This is a genomic window from Agromyces sp. GXS1127, from assembly GCF_050565425.1.
Lineage (GTDB): Bacteria > Actinomycetota > Actinomycetes > Actinomycetales > Microbacteriaceae > Agromyces.
In genome coordinates, this window is the sequence record NZ_JBOCIG010000001.1 from 353,359 (window position 1) to 370,193 (window position 16,835).

Annotated in this window: 16 protein-coding genes; 11 read left to right on the forward strand and 5 right to left on the reverse strand. The window is 72.5% G+C overall.

The features are described 5' to 3' along the window. Positions 1 to 23: 23 nt before the first annotated feature. Complete coding sequence (locus ACQ393_RS01600; RefSeq protein ID WP_430645063.1) at positions 24 to 779, reverse strand: FadR/GntR family transcriptional regulator; 756 nt, start codon at positions 777 to 779, stop codon at positions 24 to 26. Positions 780 to 919: 140 nt separating this feature from the next. Here ACQ393_RS01600 and ACQ393_RS01605 point away from each other — a divergent pair, with 140 nt between their 5' ends. The 11 genes from ACQ393_RS01605 to ACQ393_RS01655 are packed head-to-tail and all read left to right on the forward strand — an operon-like array spanning position 920 to position 13,321. Continuing rightward, positions 920 to 2,290: an ABC transporter substrate-binding protein gene (locus tag ACQ393_RS01605; RefSeq protein ID WP_430645064.1), complete on the forward strand. Its 1,371-nt coding sequence runs from the start codon at positions 920 to 922 to the stop codon at positions 2,288 to 2,290. A 1-nt stretch (position 2,291) separates the two neighbouring features. Next, entirely contained in the window at positions 2,292 to 3,236 is a 945-nt protein-coding gene (locus ACQ393_RS01610) for a carbohydrate ABC transporter permease (RefSeq protein WP_430645065.1), read from the forward strand. Then, the gene (locus ACQ393_RS01615) at positions 3,229 to 4,134 is read left to right on the forward strand and encodes a carbohydrate ABC transporter permease (protein WP_430645066.1); all 906 of its coding nucleotides are present in this window, start codon (positions 3,229 to 3,231) and stop codon (positions 4,132 to 4,134) included. The genes ACQ393_RS01610 and ACQ393_RS01615 overlap by 8 nt, the downstream gene beginning before the upstream one ends. A 7-nt stretch (positions 4,135 to 4,141) precedes the next feature. Continuing rightward, on the forward strand, positions 4,142 to 5,293 hold the full coding sequence (locus tag ACQ393_RS01620; protein ID WP_430645067.1) for a mandelate racemase/muconate lactonizing enzyme family protein: 1,152 nt from the start codon (positions 4,142 to 4,144) through the stop codon (positions 5,291 to 5,293). Between the two features lie 20 nt (positions 5,294 to 5,313). Next, a complete protein-coding gene (locus ACQ393_RS01625) occupies positions 5,314 to 6,276 on the forward strand; it encodes an MBL fold metallo-hydrolase (RefSeq protein WP_430645068.1) in 963 nt (320 codons plus the stop codon). Further along, the gene (locus ACQ393_RS01630) at positions 6,273 to 7,373 is read left to right on the forward strand and encodes a Gfo/Idh/MocA family protein (RefSeq protein ID WP_430645069.1); all 1,101 of its coding nucleotides are present in this window, start codon (positions 6,273 to 6,275) and stop codon (positions 7,371 to 7,373) included. The genes ACQ393_RS01625 and ACQ393_RS01630 overlap by 4 nt, the downstream gene beginning before the upstream one ends. Beyond that, positions 7,370 to 8,602, forward strand: a complete 1,233-nt coding sequence (locus tag ACQ393_RS01635) for a CaiB/BaiF CoA transferase family protein (RefSeq protein ID WP_430645070.1) — start codon at positions 7,370 to 7,372, stop codon at positions 8,600 to 8,602. Before ACQ393_RS01630 ends, ACQ393_RS01635 begins: the two co-directional genes overlap by 4 nt. Further along, positions 8,602 to 9,750 (forward strand): hypothetical protein, encoded by a 1,149-nt coding sequence (locus tag ACQ393_RS01640; protein WP_430645071.1) that lies wholly within the window; start codon positions 8,602 to 8,604, stop codon positions 9,748 to 9,750. Before ACQ393_RS01635 ends, ACQ393_RS01640 begins: the two co-directional genes overlap by 1 nt. Continuing rightward, on the forward strand, positions 9,750 to 10,529 hold the full coding sequence (locus tag ACQ393_RS01645; RefSeq protein ID WP_430645072.1) for an enoyl-CoA hydratase/isomerase family protein: 780 nt from the start codon (positions 9,750 to 9,752) through the stop codon (positions 10,527 to 10,529). The genes ACQ393_RS01640 and ACQ393_RS01645 overlap by 1 nt, the downstream gene beginning before the upstream one ends. Positions 10,530 to 10,586: 57 nt before the next feature. Beyond that, complete coding sequence (locus tag ACQ393_RS01650; RefSeq protein WP_430645073.1) at positions 10,587 to 11,771, forward strand: fumarylacetoacetate hydrolase family protein; 1,185 nt, start codon at positions 10,587 to 10,589, stop codon at positions 11,769 to 11,771. Positions 11,772 to 11,815: 44 nt separating this feature from the next. Beyond that, entirely contained in the window at positions 11,816 to 13,321 is a 1,506-nt protein-coding gene (locus ACQ393_RS01655; protein WP_430645074.1) for an aldehyde dehydrogenase family protein, read from the forward strand. Between the two features lie 59 nt (positions 13,322 to 13,380). Here the strand turns inward: ACQ393_RS01655 and ACQ393_RS01660 are convergent, their stop codons facing one another. Genes ACQ393_RS01660 through ACQ393_RS01675 form a run of 4 tightly spaced genes read right to left on the reverse strand, consistent with a single transcriptional unit; the run spans position 13,381 to position 16,824 of the window. Beyond that, the gene (locus ACQ393_RS01660) at positions 13,381 to 14,415 is read right to left on the reverse strand and encodes a sugar kinase (protein WP_430645075.1); all 1,035 of its coding nucleotides are present in this window, start codon (positions 14,413 to 14,415) and stop codon (positions 13,381 to 13,383) included. Then, complete coding sequence (gene eda / locus ACQ393_RS01665) at positions 14,412 to 15,023, reverse strand: bifunctional 4-hydroxy-2-oxoglutarate aldolase/2-dehydro-3-deoxy-phosphogluconate aldolase (RefSeq protein ID WP_430645076.1); 612 nt, start codon at positions 15,021 to 15,023, stop codon at positions 14,412 to 14,414. The genes ACQ393_RS01660 and eda overlap by 4 nt, the downstream gene beginning before the upstream one ends. Then, positions 15,020 to 15,778: an SDR family oxidoreductase gene (locus ACQ393_RS01670; protein WP_430645077.1), complete on the reverse strand. Its 759-nt coding sequence runs from the start codon at positions 15,776 to 15,778 to the stop codon at positions 15,020 to 15,022. Before ACQ393_RS01670 ends, eda begins: the two co-directional genes overlap by 4 nt. Next, a complete protein-coding gene (locus ACQ393_RS01675) occupies positions 15,775 to 16,824 on the reverse strand; it encodes a zinc-dependent alcohol dehydrogenase (RefSeq protein WP_430645078.1) in 1,050 nt (349 codons plus the stop codon). The genes ACQ393_RS01670 and ACQ393_RS01675 overlap by 4 nt, the downstream gene beginning before the upstream one ends. Positions 16,825 to 16,835 lie beyond the last annotated feature (11 nt).

The following is a 16,835-nucleotide window of genomic DNA, read 5'->3' on the forward strand; positions in this document are numbered from 1 at the left end:
GGCCGGCGGCCTCGGGCGAGGCGTCAGCGCTTGGGGCTGGGCGGGCGCCGGCGCTCCCAGGCGTCGGCGATGTGCGAGCGCATGGCCTGCTCCGCGGCATCCGGGTCGCCTGCCTCGATGGCGTCGAACACGCGCTCGTGCTCGTCGAGCGTCGTCTCGAGGCGGCTGTGCAGGTGGAAGCGGGCGCTCTCGCGCGCCTGGCCGAACAGGATGTTCACGAGGTTGACGGCGAGCCGGTTCGTGCTCATCTCGCCGACGGTCGCGTGGAAGACGACATCCGCCGCATTGAACGCCGGTTCGTCATCGATCGTGTCGCGCATGAGCTGCAGCGCCTCGCGGAGCCGCTCGAGCTCGTCGTCGGAACGCCGGGCGGCGGCATCGCGCGCGATGACGCCCTCGAGCGACGCGCGCACGACGCTGAGGTCGTCGAGGATGCCCAGCGTCGCGTCGTTGGCGACGAGCGCGGAGAGCACGGTCGCGTCGACCATGTTCCACGACTCGGCGCCGAGGACCTGGGTGCCGCGGCCCTGCGCGACGGTGACGAGGCCCTTCTCCTCGAGCCGCTTGACCGACTCGCGGATGACGGTGCGGCTCACGCCGAACTGCTCGCAGAGCACGGCTTCGGGCGGCAGCGACGTGCCGGGGGCGAGGTCGCCGCGCACGATGGCGTCGACGAGGTCGGCGACGACGGTGACGCCCAGGCGAGGCGTGCGGGGGCGCGCGGCGATCGTCGGGTAGGCGGCCGATCGCTCCGCACCGGCGCGGGTCTCGAGGGACATGCCGACAGCATAGCCGCCGAAAGACGTAATACCTATGATCTTCTCTTGCATCTTTGTAAGACGTATGATGTACTCGCTTCAAGCCCACCCCCGGGCGTGCCCAGTCGTCAGAGACGCCGACCAGAACAGGAATGCGCGACATGTCACAGCACTCGTCCTTCCGACGCCGAGCCACTCGGCTGATCACCACCGGGGCCGTCGTGGCCTCCGGACTCCTCGTCCTGAGCGCGTGCTCGACGGGCGCCGAGACGGGGGGTGACAGCGAATACGGCTTCGCCGCGGCGGAGCAGGTCGCCGACAGCCCCATCACCGTCTGGGTCGACGCCTCGCGCGAGCCCGCTGTGACCGCCTTCCAGGAGGCCTACCCCGACATCGAGGTCGAGCTCGAGACCTACGACGGCAACGCCGGCGGCAGCGGCTCGTTCCAGAGCAAGATCTCGCTCATGGACCAGGCCGGAGACGGCTGGCCCGATGTCGTGTTCTCGACCCAGCAGAACGATGCGATCTGGGCGTCGAAGGACACCCCGCAGGGCGAGCCGGGCTTCGCGGCGCCGCTCAACGAGGGCCTCATCGACCAGGACTTCCTCGACGGCTTCGCCGAGGGCTCGCTCGACTACGCGACGATCGACGGCACGGTCTACGGCCTGCGCAACGACCTCGCCCAGACGGTCTTCTACTACAACCAGAAGCTCCTCGACGAGTTCGGCTACGACGTGCCCACCACGTGGGAGGAGTACGCAGAGCTCGGCGACCAGCTCGCCGCCGAGCATCCGGGCTACATCCTCGGCAGCATGGGCGACAGCTTCATGACGTACGTCTACTACGGCGGTTCCGAGTCGCCCGTCTTCCAGTCGCCCGAGCCCGGCGTGTTCCACTCCGACACGTCCGATGAGAACGCCCAGAAGATCTCCGAGATCATCGACGGCATGCTCGAGAACGGCACGCTCGTGCAGGACAGCTTCTTCAGCGCCGAGTTCGCCGCGAACTACGCCGACAAGCTCGTGGGCGTCCCCGGCCCGGTCTGGTACACGGGTGCGATCTTCCAGGGCGGCCTCGCGACGCCCGCCGGCGAGATCGGCGTCGCGCCCCCGCTGAAATGGGAGGGCGGCGAGGTCGCGGCCGGCAACGTCGGCGGCGGCATCTGGTACGCCTCGCGCCACTCCGAGAACCTCGAGGCCGTGAAGACCTTCCTCGAGTTCGTCACCAGCGCCGACGAGTTCCAGGTCGAGGCCTCCTCGGGCTACCCGGCGTACACGTCGGCCGCCGAGAAGTGGCTCGACAAGCAGGCCGAGGCCGGCTACTTCGTCAACGACGACTTCAAGACCGTGATGGCGGATGCCGCGGGCCAGATCTGGGGCGGCTGGAACGTGACGCCGTGGAGCCCCGAGACCGCTTGGGCCAAGGTCGTCATCCCCGGCATGGCCGAGGGCGAGAGCGTCGTCTCCCTGCTGCCCGCATGGCAGACGGAGCTCGAGAACGAGGCCACCGTCAACGGGTACACGGTCGAGTAACGTGACCGTCACCGCACCTCCGGCTCCTGCCGGCGTCGTCCCCTCGGGGCGGCGCCGGCCGGAGCGCCGGCGCGCCAGCCGCATGAGCGCCGGCCAGTCGCGATTCGGCTACGTCTTCGTCAGCGGCTACACGCTCCTCCTGGTGGCGTTCGGCCTGCTGCCCACGCTCTACGCGCTCTTCCTCTCCTTCACCCGCAACGGCGTCTTCGTCGGGTTCGACAACTTCGTCAAGGTCTTCAACGACTACCGGTTCCTCCCGGCCGTCGGCCACGTCGCGCTGTACGTCGTGTTCTGGCTGGTCAGCCTCATCATCCTCGTGGTCGTCCTGGCGATCGTCGTGCACGGCATCCGGGTCCGCTGGCTCGGCGACACCGCGCGCTTCCTCTTCTACATCCCGGGCGCCATCGCGGGCGCGTCGAGCGTGCTGCTCTGGCTGTTCGTGCTCGACCCCTCGGTGAGCCCCGTCTCGGCGCTGCTTCGCGCCATGGGCTACGAGTCGCTCGTCAACGTGGTCGCCGTCGGCAACCTCCCCGTGGTCTTCACGGTCATCGCCTTCTGGGCGGGCGCCGGCGGATGGATCGTCATCATGTACGGCGCGCTCAACAACATCAGCGCCGACATCATGGAGGCCGCGCGCATCGACGGCGCCGGCGCACTGCAGGTGGCCTGGCACATCCAGCTGCCGATGCTCACCAAGTGGATCAGCTACATGGGCATCATGTCGCTCGCCGCGGGCACTCAGCTCTTCGTCGAGCCGAAGGTCCTCGCCCAGGCCACGAAGAACGTCGTCCCCGAGGACTACTCCCTCAACCAGCTGGCCTACCTGTACGCCTTCCGCCAGGGCGACTTCTCCGGATCCGCCGCGATCTCGGTGATGCTCCTGGTCGTGGCGCTGGGCCTGTCCACCATCTTCATCTTCCGCGGAAAGCTGTTCGAACGTGACTGACCTCGCCGTGCGCCGCAGGCGGCGCGCACTCACCCCAGGGCAGTGGATCGGCCGCGCGTTCGTGGCCGTCGTCCTGCTCGCCTTCGCCGCCTTCTTCATCCTGCCGATCATCTGGCTGCTGCTCGCACCGACGAAGACCAACTCCGAGCTGCTGCTCAGCGGTCCCTTCGCCTTCGGGTCGTTCGAGCAGCTCGCCGCCAACTGGAACGAGCTGTTCGCCTTCGGCAGCGGCGTCTTCGCGGTCTGGCTCGGCAACTCGGCGTTCTACTCGTTCACGGCGCTCGCGATCACGCTCATCGTGAGCATCCCCGCCGGGTACGCCCTCGCGCTCATCGAGTTCAAGGGCCGCCGCATCCTGCTCGTGACGACGCTCATCGTCATGCTGATCCCGAACACGGCGCTCGTGCTGCCGATCTTCCTCGAGCTCTCGGCCGCTCGCCTCATCGGCAGCCCGCTCGCGGTGATCCTGCCGTTCTCCTTCTTCCCGTTCGGCGTGTACCTCACCTACATCTACTTCTCGACGGCGGTCTCGCGCGACCTGCTGAACGCGGCCCGCATCGACGGCGCGGGGGAGTTCCGCGTGTTCGCCCAGGTGGCCATGCCGCTCGCGACGCCCGTCATCGCGCTCGTCGGGTTCTTCAGCTTCGTCGCCAACTGGAACAACTACTTCCTGCCCTTCCTCGTGGTCGGCGGGCAGAAGATCCCCGTCCAGGTCGGACTCGCGAACCTCCTCTCGAACGTGCCCGCGTTCAATCCGACGACGGCGTCGAGCATCGTCATCCAGCTGCCCACGCTCGCCCTCGCGACGCTCCTCTCGGTCGCGCCGATCCTGCTGATCTTCCTGTTCGCGCAGCGCTTCCTCGTCGAGGGCATGACCGCCGGCGGGACCAAGGAGTAGGGGACCCATGAAGATCACCGGGTACCGCACCCTCACCGCCCAGCAGCACTGGCGGCGCGCCATCGGCGACGTCAACGGCCACATCGTGGAGGCCGTCACCGAGGTGCCCATCGTCATCGTCGAGACCGATGCCGGCATCGAGGGCGTGGGCGTCGGCTCGCACGCCGACCTCGCGCGCCTCTTTCCGGCGCTCGAGGGCGAGGACCCGCGCAGTGTCGCGGCGCTCTTCGACCGCATGCTCGCGCAGGTGTTCAAGTCCGGCCACGCCGGAGCGACGTACGGCGGCATCGCCACGCTGGACGCGGCGCTCTGGGACATCAAGGCGAAGGCGGCCGGCGAGCCCCTGTGGCGTTTGCTCGGCGGCCGCGACCGGTTCGTGCCGGGCTACGCCTCGGGCCTCGACATCGCGCTCGGCGACGACGAGCTCGCGGGGTTCTACGCCGAGTTCGCCGAGCGCGGCTTCGTCGCGGGCAAGCTCAAGGGCGGCCTCGACTTCGACGCCGACCTCCGCCGCCTCGGCATCCTCGCCGACGTCCTCTCTGCGAACACGTCGCGACCCGGCCTCATGCTCGACGCGAACGAGTCGTGGCAGGTCAAGCAGGCGGTGCGGTACGTGAGCGCGATCGAGGAGCAGGTCGACCTGCTCTGGGTCGAGGAGCCGCTGCGCCGATGGGACGTGGTGGGGCACGTGCGCCTCAGCACCGCGATCCGCGCCGCGGTCGCCACGGGGGAGAACCTCACGGGGGTCGACCAGTTCACGCCCTTCTTCGAGGCGGGCGCGCCCGACGTCGTGCAGGCCGGGGCGATCTGGGGCGTCAGCCACATGCACCGCCTCGCGCTCGCCGCCGCCGCCCGCAACCTGCCGATCAGCCCGGTCGGCTACAACGCCAATCCGGCCGTCGCGCACGTCATGACGGCCGTGCCGAACCACCTCACGACCGAGGTGCAGGCGACCGAGTTCGCCGACGGCATGCACGTCGACCACGAGTTCGCCGACGGCGGCATCGTCCTGAGCGACGAGCCGGGCGCCGGCATCCGCGTCGACGAGGCGGCGATCGAGGGCGCCCGACGCGGCGAGGGCTGGGCGAACCCGGCCGGCCCGCACATGCGACCGGTGCGCGCCGGGCTGCGCGTCGTGCTCGACGGCGTCGAGCGCTGAGACGGAACGAGGGGATCCAGATGGAGATCAGGCCGGGCCTGCACCGCGTGCAGGCGCCGCTCGGCGAGCGCTTCGTCGCGCTCTACCTGCTCGTGGGCGACGACGCCGCGCTGCTCGTCGACACGGGCATCCGCGAGAGCATCACCGAGACGCTGCTGCCGTACCTCGACGAGGCCGGCATCCCGCGCGAGAAGCTGCGCTGGGCCGTGAACACGCACTGCGACTTCGACCACACGGGCGGCAACGGTGCGCTGAAGGCCGCGATCCCGTCGGTCGAGATCGTCGCGCACGACCTCGACACCGACCTCGTCGAGGACGTGCAGCGGCTCATCGACGTGCGCTACGGCGAGTTCCGCGAGACCGACGGGTTCGACGACCCGCCCGAGACGACCGCCTACCTCCGGAGCGTCTCCGACCTGGTCCCCGTCGACCGTCGGGTCGAGGGCGGCGAGGAGTTCGACCTCGGCGGACGGACCGTGCGGGTCCTGCACGCGCCCGGCCACAGCCCCGGCCACGTCGCCGTGCACGACCCCGAGAGCCGCGCGCTCCTGATCGGCGACGCGACGCTCGGGACCACCGTGCCCTACGCCGACGGGCGCGCCGCCTTCCCGCCCACGTACCGCGACACCGACCCGTACGTCGCGAGCCTCTCGGCCTTCCGCGACCTCGACGCCGACCTGCTGCTCACCGCGCACTACCCGGTCTACGAGGGCGCCGCGGTGCGGGAGTTCCTCGACGAGAGCGAGGCGTACACCGAGCGCATCGACGAGGTGCTCGCGGGCGTGCTGGATGCCGCTGACGGCCCGCGCACGACGCTCGAACTCGTCCGCGCGGCGGGCGCCGAGCTCGGCCCGTGGCCGCCCGAGGCCCTCGACTACGCGGTCTTCCCGGTGACGGGCAACCTCGAACGGCTCGCGGCGCGCGGCGTCGTGACCGAGCAGGCGGATGCCGCGGGGCGTCGTCGCTGGAGCCTCGTCCGATGAGCGGGCGGGTGCGCCTCGGCGCCGTGGGCGCCGGCTGGTGGGCGACGAGCAACCACTTCCCGATCTTCGCCGGCCGCGAGGACGTCGAGCTCGTCGGCGTCTGCGGCATCGGGCCCGAGCTCGACGACGTGCGCGAGCAGTTCGGCTTCGGCATGGCGACGAACGACTACGACGAGCTCCTCGACCAGGACCTCGACGCGGTCGTGATCACGACCCCCCACGACCTGCACCACCCGCAGGCCGTCGCCGCGATCGAGCGCGGCCTGCACGTGCTCGTCGAGAAGCCCGTGACGCTCACGGCCGAGCAGGGCTGGGACCTCGCCGACCGGGTCCGCGCCGCGGGCGTGCACTTCCTCGCCCCGTACGGCTGGAACTACAAGCCGTTCACGATCGAGGCCAAGCGCCTCGTCGAGGCCGGGCACCTCGGCGAGATCCAGCACGTGCTCTGCCACATGGCCTCCCCGACGCGCGGCCTCTTCGCGGGCGACACGAACCACATCCGCTCGCTGTGGGACTCCAAGACCAGCGGGCCCGACCCGCGCACCTGGCAGTCGCCGTCGCGCGGCGGCGGGTACGCGCACGGGCAGGTCACGCACTCGAGCGCCCTGCTGTTCTGGCTGAGCGAGCTGCGCGCGGCATCCGTCATGGCCAAGGTCTCGAACGGCGGCGCCGCCGTCGACCTGTTCGACGCCGCCGTGATCACCTTCGACGGCGGAGCGCTCGGTTCGCTCTCGGGCGCGGCGACGCTGCCCGACGGCAACCCGTACCAGGTCGACCTCCGCATCTTCGGCACCGAGGGCGTGCTGCTCCTCGACACCGAGCGCGAGCGCGTCTCCCTGCACCGCTACGACGGGCAGCAGTGGGACCTCGACATCGAACCCGGCGCCGGTGCCTACGAGTGCATCGTGCCGCCCAACCGCTTCATCGACCTCATCACCGGCGCGAGCACCGAGAACAACTCCGATGCGGATGTCGCGGCCCGCTCCGTCGAGCTCATCGACGCGATGCTGCGGAGCGCCGCCGCCGGCGGCGCCGAGGTCGCCGTCCACGGCCCGGCCGATGCCGGCGCCGCCGACCAGAACGAGGGATCAGCGTGACCCAGGACCAGAACCACGGCGTGCTCGCCGGCTACCGCGTGCTCGACTGCTCGATCGCCATGGCGGGGCCGTTCGCGGCGCAGCGCCTCGGCGATCTCGGCGCCGACGTCATCAAGGTCGAGCCCACGACGGGCGAGTGGCAGCGCCACGCGGCCGCGGGCGGCGCCGCGGGCAACGAGATCAACGTGTCGTTCCTGTCGCTGAACCGCAACAAGCGCTCGGTCGCGCTCGACCTCAAGGCGCCCGAGGGCAAGGCGGCGCTCCGCGAGCTCGTCGCGGGTGCCGACGTGTTCCTCCAGAACTACCGGCCGGGCGTCGCCGCGCGACTCGGCGTCGACTACGAGTCGCTGAAGGCCATCAACCCGTCCATCGTCTACGTGTCGATCTCGGGGTACGGCGAGGACGGCCCCTACCGCGACCGCCCCGGCCAGGACCTGCTGCTCCAGGCCATGTCGGGCGCCATGTACTCGGCCGGCCGCGACGGCGACGAGCCCTCGCCCGCCGGGCAGTACCTCGCCGACGCGATCACCGCGTCGACCGCGTTCGAGGGCGTGCTCGCCGCGCTGCTCCACCGCGAGCGCACCGGCGAGGGCCAGCTCGTGACCGTCAACATGCTCGATGCGCTCACGACCCTGCAGATGCAGGAGCTGTCGGTGTTCACGGTCGGCCGCAAGGCCCAGCAGCGGTCGGCCGAGCCGCACGCGCACGTGTACATCCGCGCGCCGTACGGCGTCTTCGAGACGAGCGACGGCTACGTCGCGCTCGCGTTCGCCGACCTGCACGAACTCGGCCGCCTCATCGAGGAGCCGTCGTTCGAGGGCTGGTCGAGCGAGGTCGAGGGCTGGACCCGCCGCGACGAGATCCACGCCAAGACCGCCGCGAAGCTGAAGCAGAACAGCGCCGCGTACTGGATCGACCTGCTCGGCGGTGCCGGCATGTGGATCGGCCCGGTGAACGACTACGCCGGACTCGTCGACGACCCGCAGGTCGTGCACAACGGCACATTCATCGAGTACGAGCACCCGACCGAGGGGCTCGTGAAGACGCCGGGCTTCCCGTACCGCTTCTCGGAGACGCCGCCGCAGGTGTACCGCGGTGCGCCGCGGGTCGGCGAGCACACGCGCGAGGTGCTGCGCGAGGCCGGCTTCGAGGAGGCCGCGATCGACGCGCTGCTCGCCTCGGGCGCGGCGCGCGCGACCGAGACGGCGCCGGTCGCCGCGAGCGCGTGATGGCCCGGTACCGCGGGCTGACGTGGGACCACCCGCGCGGGCGCCTCGCGCTCGAGCACGCGGCCGAGACGGCGACGGATGCCGCGGGCGGGCCGCTCATCGACTGGGACGTGCACTCCCTCGAGGGCTTCGAGTCGAGCCCGATCGAGGACCTCGCGGAACGCTACGACGTGATCGTGCTCGACCATCCGCACCTCGGCGACGCCCTGGCGGGCGGCGCGATCCGCCCGCTCGACGAGGTCTTCGACCCGGCGTTCCTCGATCGCGTGCGTGCGGGCGCGGTCGGCCCGAGCACGGCGTCGTACACGCTCGACGGCCGGTTCTGGGCGCTGCCGCTCGATGCCGCCACGCAGGTCGCCGTGCGCGTGCCCGAGCTCGTGCCCGCGGCGCCGCAGACCTGGTCCGCGGTCGTGGAGCTCTCGAACACCGCGCCCGTCGCGCTGAGCCTCGCGGGCCCGCACGCGTTCCTGTCGTTCGCGTCGATCTGCGTCGCGCTCGGCGCGGCAGACGGCGTCGCCCCCGCGACCGAACCCGGCGCGGGCGTCGTCGCCCCGGAACTCGGCGCGCGGGCGTACGACCTCATGGCACGGCTCGCGGCACGCGCGCCCGAGGGCACGGCCGGGCTGAATCCGATCGGCCTGCTCGAACGCATGCGCCGCGACCGCGACATCGCCTACATCCCGCTCGTCTACGGCTACGTGAACTACGCCTCGGGACCGGGCGCGCTGCGCTTCGACGACGCGCCGGCGGCGACCCCCGGCGGGCGGCGCGGCTCGACCATCGGCGGCACGGGCATCGCGATCTCGTCGCGCTGCACGCCCGACGCTGCACTCGTCGCGCACCTCGCGGGCCTGCTCGACGCCGAGACCCAGCGCGGCTTCATCCCCGAGCACGCCGGTCAGCCCGGGCTCCGGAGCGCCTGGACCGACGACGCCGTGAACGCGGCATCCGGCGACTTCTACCGCGACACGCTCGCGACGATCGAGGACGCCTGGGTGCGCCCGCGCGTGCCCGGGTACATCCCCTTCCAGTCCGAGGCCTCGGCCGTCCTGCGCCGAGCGCTGCTCGACGGCGGGCCGGCCGACGCGGCGCTCGCCGACCTCGACCGCGCGTTCGACGCGCTCGCCCGCGAAAGGAGCGTGCTCTGATGGAGCCGTCCAGCCCGAACATCCGCCTCGACGTCGACGGCCACGTCGCGATCATCACGATCGACCGGCCCGAGAAGCTCAACTCGGTCACGCCCGAGATGTCGTACGCGCTCGTCGAGGTCGTCGAGTGGGCGGATGCCGCGGACGAGGTCCGCGCGATCGTCCTCACGGGTGCTGGCGAGCGGGCCTTCTGCGCCGGCTCCGACATCCGCACGCTCGACACGTATGCCACGCCGTGGGAGTTCCGGAACCGCACCGACTACTGCGACGCGATCCGCGATGCGCGGAAGCCCGTGATCGCCGCGATCAACGGGTACGCGTTCGGCGGCGGGCTCGAGACCTCGCTCATCTGCGACATCCGCCTCGCCTCGACGACCGCAAGCTTCGCGGCACCCGAGATCAAGCTCGGCTGGATCGGCGGCGGCGGCATGTCGACGTTCCTCGCGCACTCGATCGGCCCGTCGAACGCGGCCGCGATGCTCATGACGGGCGACCCGATCGACGCCGAGACGGCGCTCCGCTGGGGGCTCGTGAGCGAGCTCGTCGAGCCCGAGCGGCTCGTCGCGCGCGCCGTCGAGCTCGCCCGGGTCATCGCCTCCCGTCCGCCGATCGCGGCCGAGACCGCCAAGGCGAACCTGCGCGCGGCGTTCAACATGACCCAGGACGAGGCCATGCGCTACGAGCGCGACCTGCAGACCGTGACCTTCGCCACCGCCGATGCGCACGAGGGGCGGGCGGCCTTCGCCGAGAAGCGCGCGGGCGTCTTCCACCGGCGCTGACGCGCACCGACCGACGCACGCCCCCACCGGACCGACGAGACAGGATCCACCGGAACCATGACGAGCACCACCACGACCTGGCCCGACGCCCGCGGCATCCTGCCCGACGACGCCGAGATAGCGACCCTCGTCGGTCGCGCCTGGACCGCCGACGGCCCGAGCGTCGTCGTGCTGCGCCCCGAGGGCGTCGTCGACGTGTCGCGCGCGTTCCCGACCATGCGCGCGCTCACCGAGCACGCCGACCCGGTGGCGGCGCTCGCCGCGGCCGACGGCCCGGTGCTCGGCAGCCTCGACGACCTCGTCGCGAACACCCCGCCCGAGACGCGCGACCCGGCGCGACCGTGGCTGCTCTCGCCCATCGACCTGCACGTCGTGAAGGCGGCGGGCGTGACCTTCCCGGTCTCGATGCTCGAGCGCGTCATCGAGGAGCGGGCGCGCGGCGACCAGGACGCCGCGGCGTCGATCCGCGCCGAGATCCTCGCGACCATCGGCGGCTCCCTCGACGCCCTGAAGCCGGGTTCCGAGGAGGCCGCCGCGCTCAAGGCACTGCTCATCGAGCGCGGCTGGTGGAGCCAGTACCTCGAGGTCGGCATCGGCCCCGACGCCGAGGTCTTCACCAAGGCGCCCGTGCTCGCGACCGTCGGTCCGTGCGTCGACGTCGGCGTGCACCCCGCCTCGCAGTGGAACAACCCCGAGCCCGAGGTCGTGCTCGTCGTGAGCTCGACGGGGCGCATCGTCGGCGCGAGCCTCGGCAACGACGTGAACCTGCGCGACGTCGAAGGTCGAAGCGCGCTGCTCCTCGGCAAAGCGAAGGACAACAACGCCTCGGCCTCGCTCGGCCCGCTCATCCGCCTCTTCGACGACGGCTACGGCATCGACGACCTGCGCGCGTCGGTCGTGCGCCTGTCGATCGACGGCGAGGAGGGCTACCGCCTCGACGGCACGAGCGAGCTCGCCCGCATCAGCCGCGACCCCGTCGACCTCGTCGGCCAGGTCGTCGGCGCGCACCACCAGTACCCCGACGGCTTCGTGCTCTACCTCGGCACGATGTTCGCGCCCGTCGACGACCGCGACGTGCCCGGTCGCGGCTTCACGCACCGCGACGGCGACGTCGTGCGCATCGCCGAGCCGCGGCTCGGCGCGCTCGTGAACCGCGTGCGTTCGACCGACGCGGCCGAACCGTGGACGTTCGGCATCGACGCGCTCTACCGTTCCCTCATCGCGCGCGGCCTGCTGCGCTGACCCGCTCCGAACCCGCTGACCGACCCTCGATCCCGGAGACCACGATGCTGACCAGCACGAACCCCCGCACCGGCGAGACCCGCTCCACCGGCATCGCCGCGTGCACGCCCGAGGAGGCCGACGCCGTCATCCGGGCTGCGGATGGCGCGTACGCCGCGGCATCCGCCCACGACCGCCTGTGGCGCGCCGGACTGCTCGACGCGCTCGCCGACGCGCTCGACGCGAACCGCGACGACCTCGCCGGCATCGCCGACCGCGAGACCGGGCTCGGCCTTCCCCGGCTCACGGGCGAGGTCGGCCGGTCGAGCTTCCAGTTCCGGATGTTCGCCGCGGCGCTCCGCGACGGCGGCGTCCTCGAGGCGACCATCGACCACGCCGCGACGACCGCGCTCGGCCCGCAGCCCGAGATCCGCCGCATGCTCGTGCCGCTCGGCGTCGTCGCGGTGTTCGGTTCGAGCAACTTCCCGTTCGCGTTCTCGGTCGCGGGCGGCGACGCGGCCTCGGCGCTCGCGGCGGGCAACGCCGTCGTGCTCAAGGCGCACTCCTCGCACCTCGAGACCTCGAAGGCCACGCACGCCGTGCTCCGCGACGCCGCCGCGGCGTACGGCGCGCCCGAGGGGCTCATCGGCATCGTGTACGGCACCGGGGCCGGACGCGTGCTCGTGTCGCACCCCCTCGTGCAGGCCGTCGGCTTCACCGGGTCGCTCGGCGGCGGACGCGCGCTCATGGAGCTCATCGACGAGCGCCCGCGCCCGATCCCGTTCTACGGCGAGCTGTCGAGCCTCAACCCGCTCATCATCACGCCCGCCGCGGCGGTGGCGCGCGGCGCGGCGATCGCCGACGGCCTCTCCGGCTCGTTCACGCTCGGCAGCGGCCAGTTCTGCACGAAGCCGGGCGTGGCCTTCGTGCCGACCGGCGAGGCGGGCGACGCGCTCGTGGCGCGCATGGTCGCGACGGCGACGGATGCCGCGGGCTCCGTGCTGCTCAACGAGCGCATCGCGACCTCCTTCGACGAGATCCGCGACCGCCTCGTCGCGAACGGCTCGGTCGAGGTCCTGGCGCAGGGCGTCGCCGACCCCGGCGCGGGCTTCACGGCCGTGCCGACCGTGCTCGCCACGACGGCGTCCGCGCTCACGCCGGAGGTGACCGAGGAGGCGTTCGGTCCGCTCATCCTGGTCGTCCGCTACGACGACGACACCGAGATCGTGCGGGCGCTCGACGCCGTGCCCGACTCGCTCACCGCGACCGTGCACAGCGAGGCATCCGACGCCGACGCGGTCGCTGCGCTCGTGCGCGAACTGGCGCCGCGTGTGGGCCGGCTCGTGTTCGACGGCTACCCGACGGGCGTGCGCGTCTCGTGGGCGCAGCACCACGGCGGGCCGTGGCCCGCGACGAACTCGCAGCACACCTCCGTCGGCGTGAGCGCTATCCGGCGGTTCCTGCGCCCGCTCGCCTGGCAGGACGCGCCCGAGGCGCTGCTGCCGGCCGAGCTGCGCGACGACTACACGGGCATTCCGCGCCGGGTCGACGGCGTGCTGCAGCTGGGCTGAGGGCCGGGCCGATCCGCGCTCAGCGCGAGACCGGGGGCTTCAGCTCGAGACCGGGCGCGTCAGCGCGAGACCGGGTCGTCGCCGAGCGGGCGCTCGAGGTCGCGGCGGGTCGGGAAGCCCTCCCAGTCGCCCGGGTGCGTGCACGCCGCGGCCCCGGTGCGCACCGCGAGGTCGAGCCGCCCGTCGACGCCATCGCCGTCGAGCCGGGCGGCGAGGTAGCCGGCGACGAACGCGTCGCCCGCTCCCACGGTGTCGACGACGGCGACCGGCACCGCCGCGCGCTCGTGCACGTCGCCGTCGACGAGGGCGAGCGCGCCCGCCTCGCCGAGCTTCACGACGACCTCGCGGGGCCCGAGCTCGGCGATCGCCCGCGCGAGGTCGGCGGGCGACGCACCGGAATCCACGAGCCCGGTCACCAGCTCCGCCTCGTCGACCCCCGCGAAGACGAGGTCGGCCCGCGCCGCGATCGAGCGGTACGCAGCGGATGCCGCGGACGCGTCGGCCCACAACGAGCTGCGGTGGTTCACGTCGAACGAGACCGGCACCCCGACCGCCCGGGCGCGATCGACGGCCGCGTCCATCGCGTCGCGCGCGGTCGCCGAGAGCGCCGGCGTGATGCCCGTCACGTGCAGCAGGTCGAAGGCGCCGACGTCGACGAGGTCCAGGTCGGCGGGGGAGAGCCGGCTGCCGGCGCTCCCGGCGCGGTGGTAGGTCACGGCCGTGCGGCCCGGCGCGGGCGTCTCCTTGATGAGGAGGCCGGTGGCCGCGGCATCCGTCGACGCGATGACGGTGACGCCCTCGGCGCGCAGCTCGCGCACGACGCGCGTGCCGAGCCCGTCGTCGCCGACGCGGCCGAGCCACGTGACGGGCGAGCCGAGGCGCGCGAGGCCGATCGCCACGTTGCCCTCGGCGCCGCCCGTGCCGACGACGAGGTCGGACTCGTGGGCGAGCGTGCCAAGGCCGCGCGTGCGGAGGACCCCGAGGCCCTCGCCGAGCGTCAGGACGCCGTGCGTGCCGGTCGCCCGGGCGCCGCCCGTGGACCTGTCGTTCGCGTCTCCGCTCTGCGTGCCGCCGGCGACGTGGGCGCCGCTCACGGCGACACCGCCGCAACGGCCTCGCGGCTCAGCCGCTCGATCGCGTCGACGTCGCCCGCCGCGATGAGCTCGCGCGTCGCCATCCAGCTGCCGCTCACCGCGAAGACGCTCGGGTCGGCGAGGTACTCGGCGGCGTTGGCCGCGTTCACGCCGCCGCTCGGGAGGAACCGCACATCGGGGAACGGGCCCGCGAGCGCGCGGATCAGCCCGAGACCGCCGAGCGGGCCCGCGGGGAAGAGCTTCAGGCGGGTGAGGCCCGACCGCACCGCGCGCTGCACCTCGGTCGCCGTCGCGACGCCGGGCACGACGTCGACCCCGAGTTCGAGCGCCCGTGCGACGACGTCCTCCGCAAGGCCGGGGCTCACGACGAACCGGGCGCCGACGTCGACGACGCGGTCCACCTCCTCCGGCGTCAGCACCGTGCCGGCGCCGACGGTGAAGTCGGGCAGGTCGTGGAGCGCCGCGATCGCGTCGATGCCTGCGGCGGTGCGCAGCGTGATCTCGGCGCAGCGGATGCCGCCGCGCCGCAGGGCCTCGGCGACCGGGACCGCCCGGTCGGCATCGTCGAGGACGATCACCGGGACGAACCGCTCGCCGTCGAGGATCATCGGCCGAGCCATCCGCCGTCGACGGGGAGGATGACGCCCGACACGTAGTCGGCTGCGGGCGACGCGAGGAAGACCGTCGCGCCGGCGATGTCGTCGGCGCGGCCCCAGCGTCCGGCGGGGATCCGGTCGAGGATCGCCTTCGAGCGGTCGGGGTCGGCGCGCAGCGCCTGCGTGTTGTCGGTCGCGATGTAGCCCGGCGCCACGCCGTTGACGGTGACGCCCTTCGCGGTCCACTCGTTCGCGAGCGCCTTGATGAGCCCGGCGATGCCGGACTTCGCGGCCGCGTAGCCGGGCACGTTGATGCCGCCCTGGAAGCTCAGCAGGCTCGCCGTGAAGATCACCTTGCCGTGGCCGCGCTCGAGCATGCCCTGCGCGACGGCCTGCGTGAGCACGAACTGGCTCGACAGGTTCACCTCGACGACGCGGTCCCACAGTTCGAGCGGATGCTCCGCCGCGGGCGCCCGCTCGATCGTGCCCGCGTTGTTCACGAGGACGTCGATGCGGCGGCCGCGGAGCGACTCGGCGAAGGCGAGGACCGCGTCGCGGTCGGCGAAGTCGACGGCGTGGGCCTCGAAGGTGCGGCCGTGGGCCGCGACGGCGGCGGCGATGGCGCTTCCCTCGGGCTCGAGCGTGGCGCTCACGCCGATGATGTCGGCACCGGCAGCCGCGAGGGCCTCGGCCATGGCGAAGCCGATGCCGCGCTTGGCGCCCGTGACGAGCGCCGTCGAGCCGGTCAGGTCGAAGCTGACGCTCATGCCGCCGCGTCCTCGCCGCTCGCGGGCTGACCGGCCTGCACGTCGACGAGCACCTTCATGGCGCGACCGCCCTCGAGGTCGTCGAAGGCGGCGCGCGTCTCGGCGAGCGGCACGACCTTCGTGATGAGCAGGTCGCTCGGGATGGTGCCGTCGGCGACGAGCTCGACGGCCCGCTCGAAGTCGGTGCGCTGGTAGACGCGTGCGCCGAGGATCCGGAGCTCCCGCCAGAAGACCCGCTGCAGGTCGATCTCGCGCGGCGTCGGGTGGATGGCGACGACGACGAGCGTGCCGCGCACCTTGGCGAGCGACGTGGCGCCGAGCACGGCGGCCGCCGCCCCCGAGACCTCGAACACGACGTCGGCTCCGGCGCCCCCGGTCCACTCCTCGACCCAGGCGACCTGGTCGACCTCGCGCGGGTCGAGCGTCGCGAAGCCGAGGTCGGCGATCTGCGCGCGACGGTTCGCGTCGAGCTCGATGACGGCGACTTCGGCGCCGAAGGCGCGCGCGACGGTCGCGATGAGCACCCCGATGGGGCCGCCGCCGATCACGACCGCCTTCTCGCCGGGCGCGACCTCGGAGCGGCGCACGTCGTGCACGGCGACCGCGACGGGCTCGACGAGCGCGGCGGCGTCGAGGGCGATGCCCTGGGGCAGCGCGACGAGCACCTCGGCGGGCACGTTCCAGAACGCCTGCAGCGCACCGGGGGAGTCGATGCCGATGAAGTCGAGGTTCTGGCAGATGTGCTCGTTGCCGGCGAGGCATGCGGGGCACGTGCCGTCCCAGGCGAGCGGCATGACGGTCACGGCGTCGCCGACGTTCCAGCCCGAGACGCCGTCGCCGAGCGCCGCGATCTCGCCGCTCATCTCGTGGCCGAACACGAGCGGAGTCTGCACGCGCGCATCCATGCTGCCGTGCAGGATGTGCAGGTCGGTGCCGCAGAGGCCCACGTAGGCGACGCGGAGCTGCACCTGTCCGGGTGTCGGGGGAAGGGGCTCCGCCTCCGAGACGGTGATGGTCGAGTCGCCCGTGTACGCGGCGGTCAGCATTGATCCTCCAA

What these genes read in the sequence shown, in the direction of transcription:
- ACQ393_RS01620 (WP_430645067.1), top strand. Translation starts at nt 4,142, where the DNA reads ATGAAGATCACCGGGTACCGCACCCTCACCGCCCAGCAGCACTGGCGG.
- ACQ393_RS01655 (WP_430645074.1), top strand. Translation starts at nt 11,816, where the DNA reads ATGCTGACCAGCACGAACCCCCGCACCGGCGAGACCCGCTCCACCGGC.
- ACQ393_RS01630 (WP_430645069.1), top strand. Translation starts at nt 6,273, where the DNA reads ATGAGCGGGCGGGTGCGCCTCGGCGCCGTGGGCGCCGGCTGGTGGGCG.
- ACQ393_RS01675 (WP_430645078.1), bottom strand. Translation starts at nt 16,824, where the DNA reads ATGCTGACCGCCGCGTACACGGGCGACTCGACCATCACCGTCTCGGAG.
- ACQ393_RS01605 (WP_430645064.1), top strand. Translation starts at nt 920, where the DNA reads ATGTCACAGCACTCGTCCTTCCGACGCCGAGCCACTCGGCTGATCACC.
- ACQ393_RS01670 (WP_430645077.1), bottom strand. Translation starts at nt 15,778, where the DNA reads ATGAGCGTCAGCTTCGACCTGACCGGCTCGACGGCGCTCGTCACGGGC.
- ACQ393_RS01640 (WP_430645071.1), top strand. Translation starts at nt 8,602, where the DNA reads ATGGCCCGGTACCGCGGGCTGACGTGGGACCACCCGCGCGGGCGCCTC.
- ACQ393_RS01650 (WP_430645073.1), top strand. Translation starts at nt 10,587, where the DNA reads ATGACGAGCACCACCACGACCTGGCCCGACGCCCGCGGCATCCTGCCC.
- ACQ393_RS01645 (WP_430645072.1), top strand. Translation starts at nt 9,750, where the DNA reads ATGGAGCCGTCCAGCCCGAACATCCGCCTCGACGTCGACGGCCACGTC.
- ACQ393_RS01600 (WP_430645063.1), bottom strand. Translation starts at nt 779, where the DNA reads ATGTCCCTCGAGACCCGCGCCGGTGCGGAGCGATCGGCCGCCTACCCG.
- ACQ393_RS01625 (WP_430645068.1), top strand. Translation starts at nt 5,314, where the DNA reads ATGGAGATCAGGCCGGGCCTGCACCGCGTGCAGGCGCCGCTCGGCGAG.
- eda (WP_430645076.1), bottom strand. Translation starts at nt 15,023, where the DNA reads ATGATCCTCGACGGCGAGCGGTTCGTCCCGGTGATCGTCCTCGACGAT.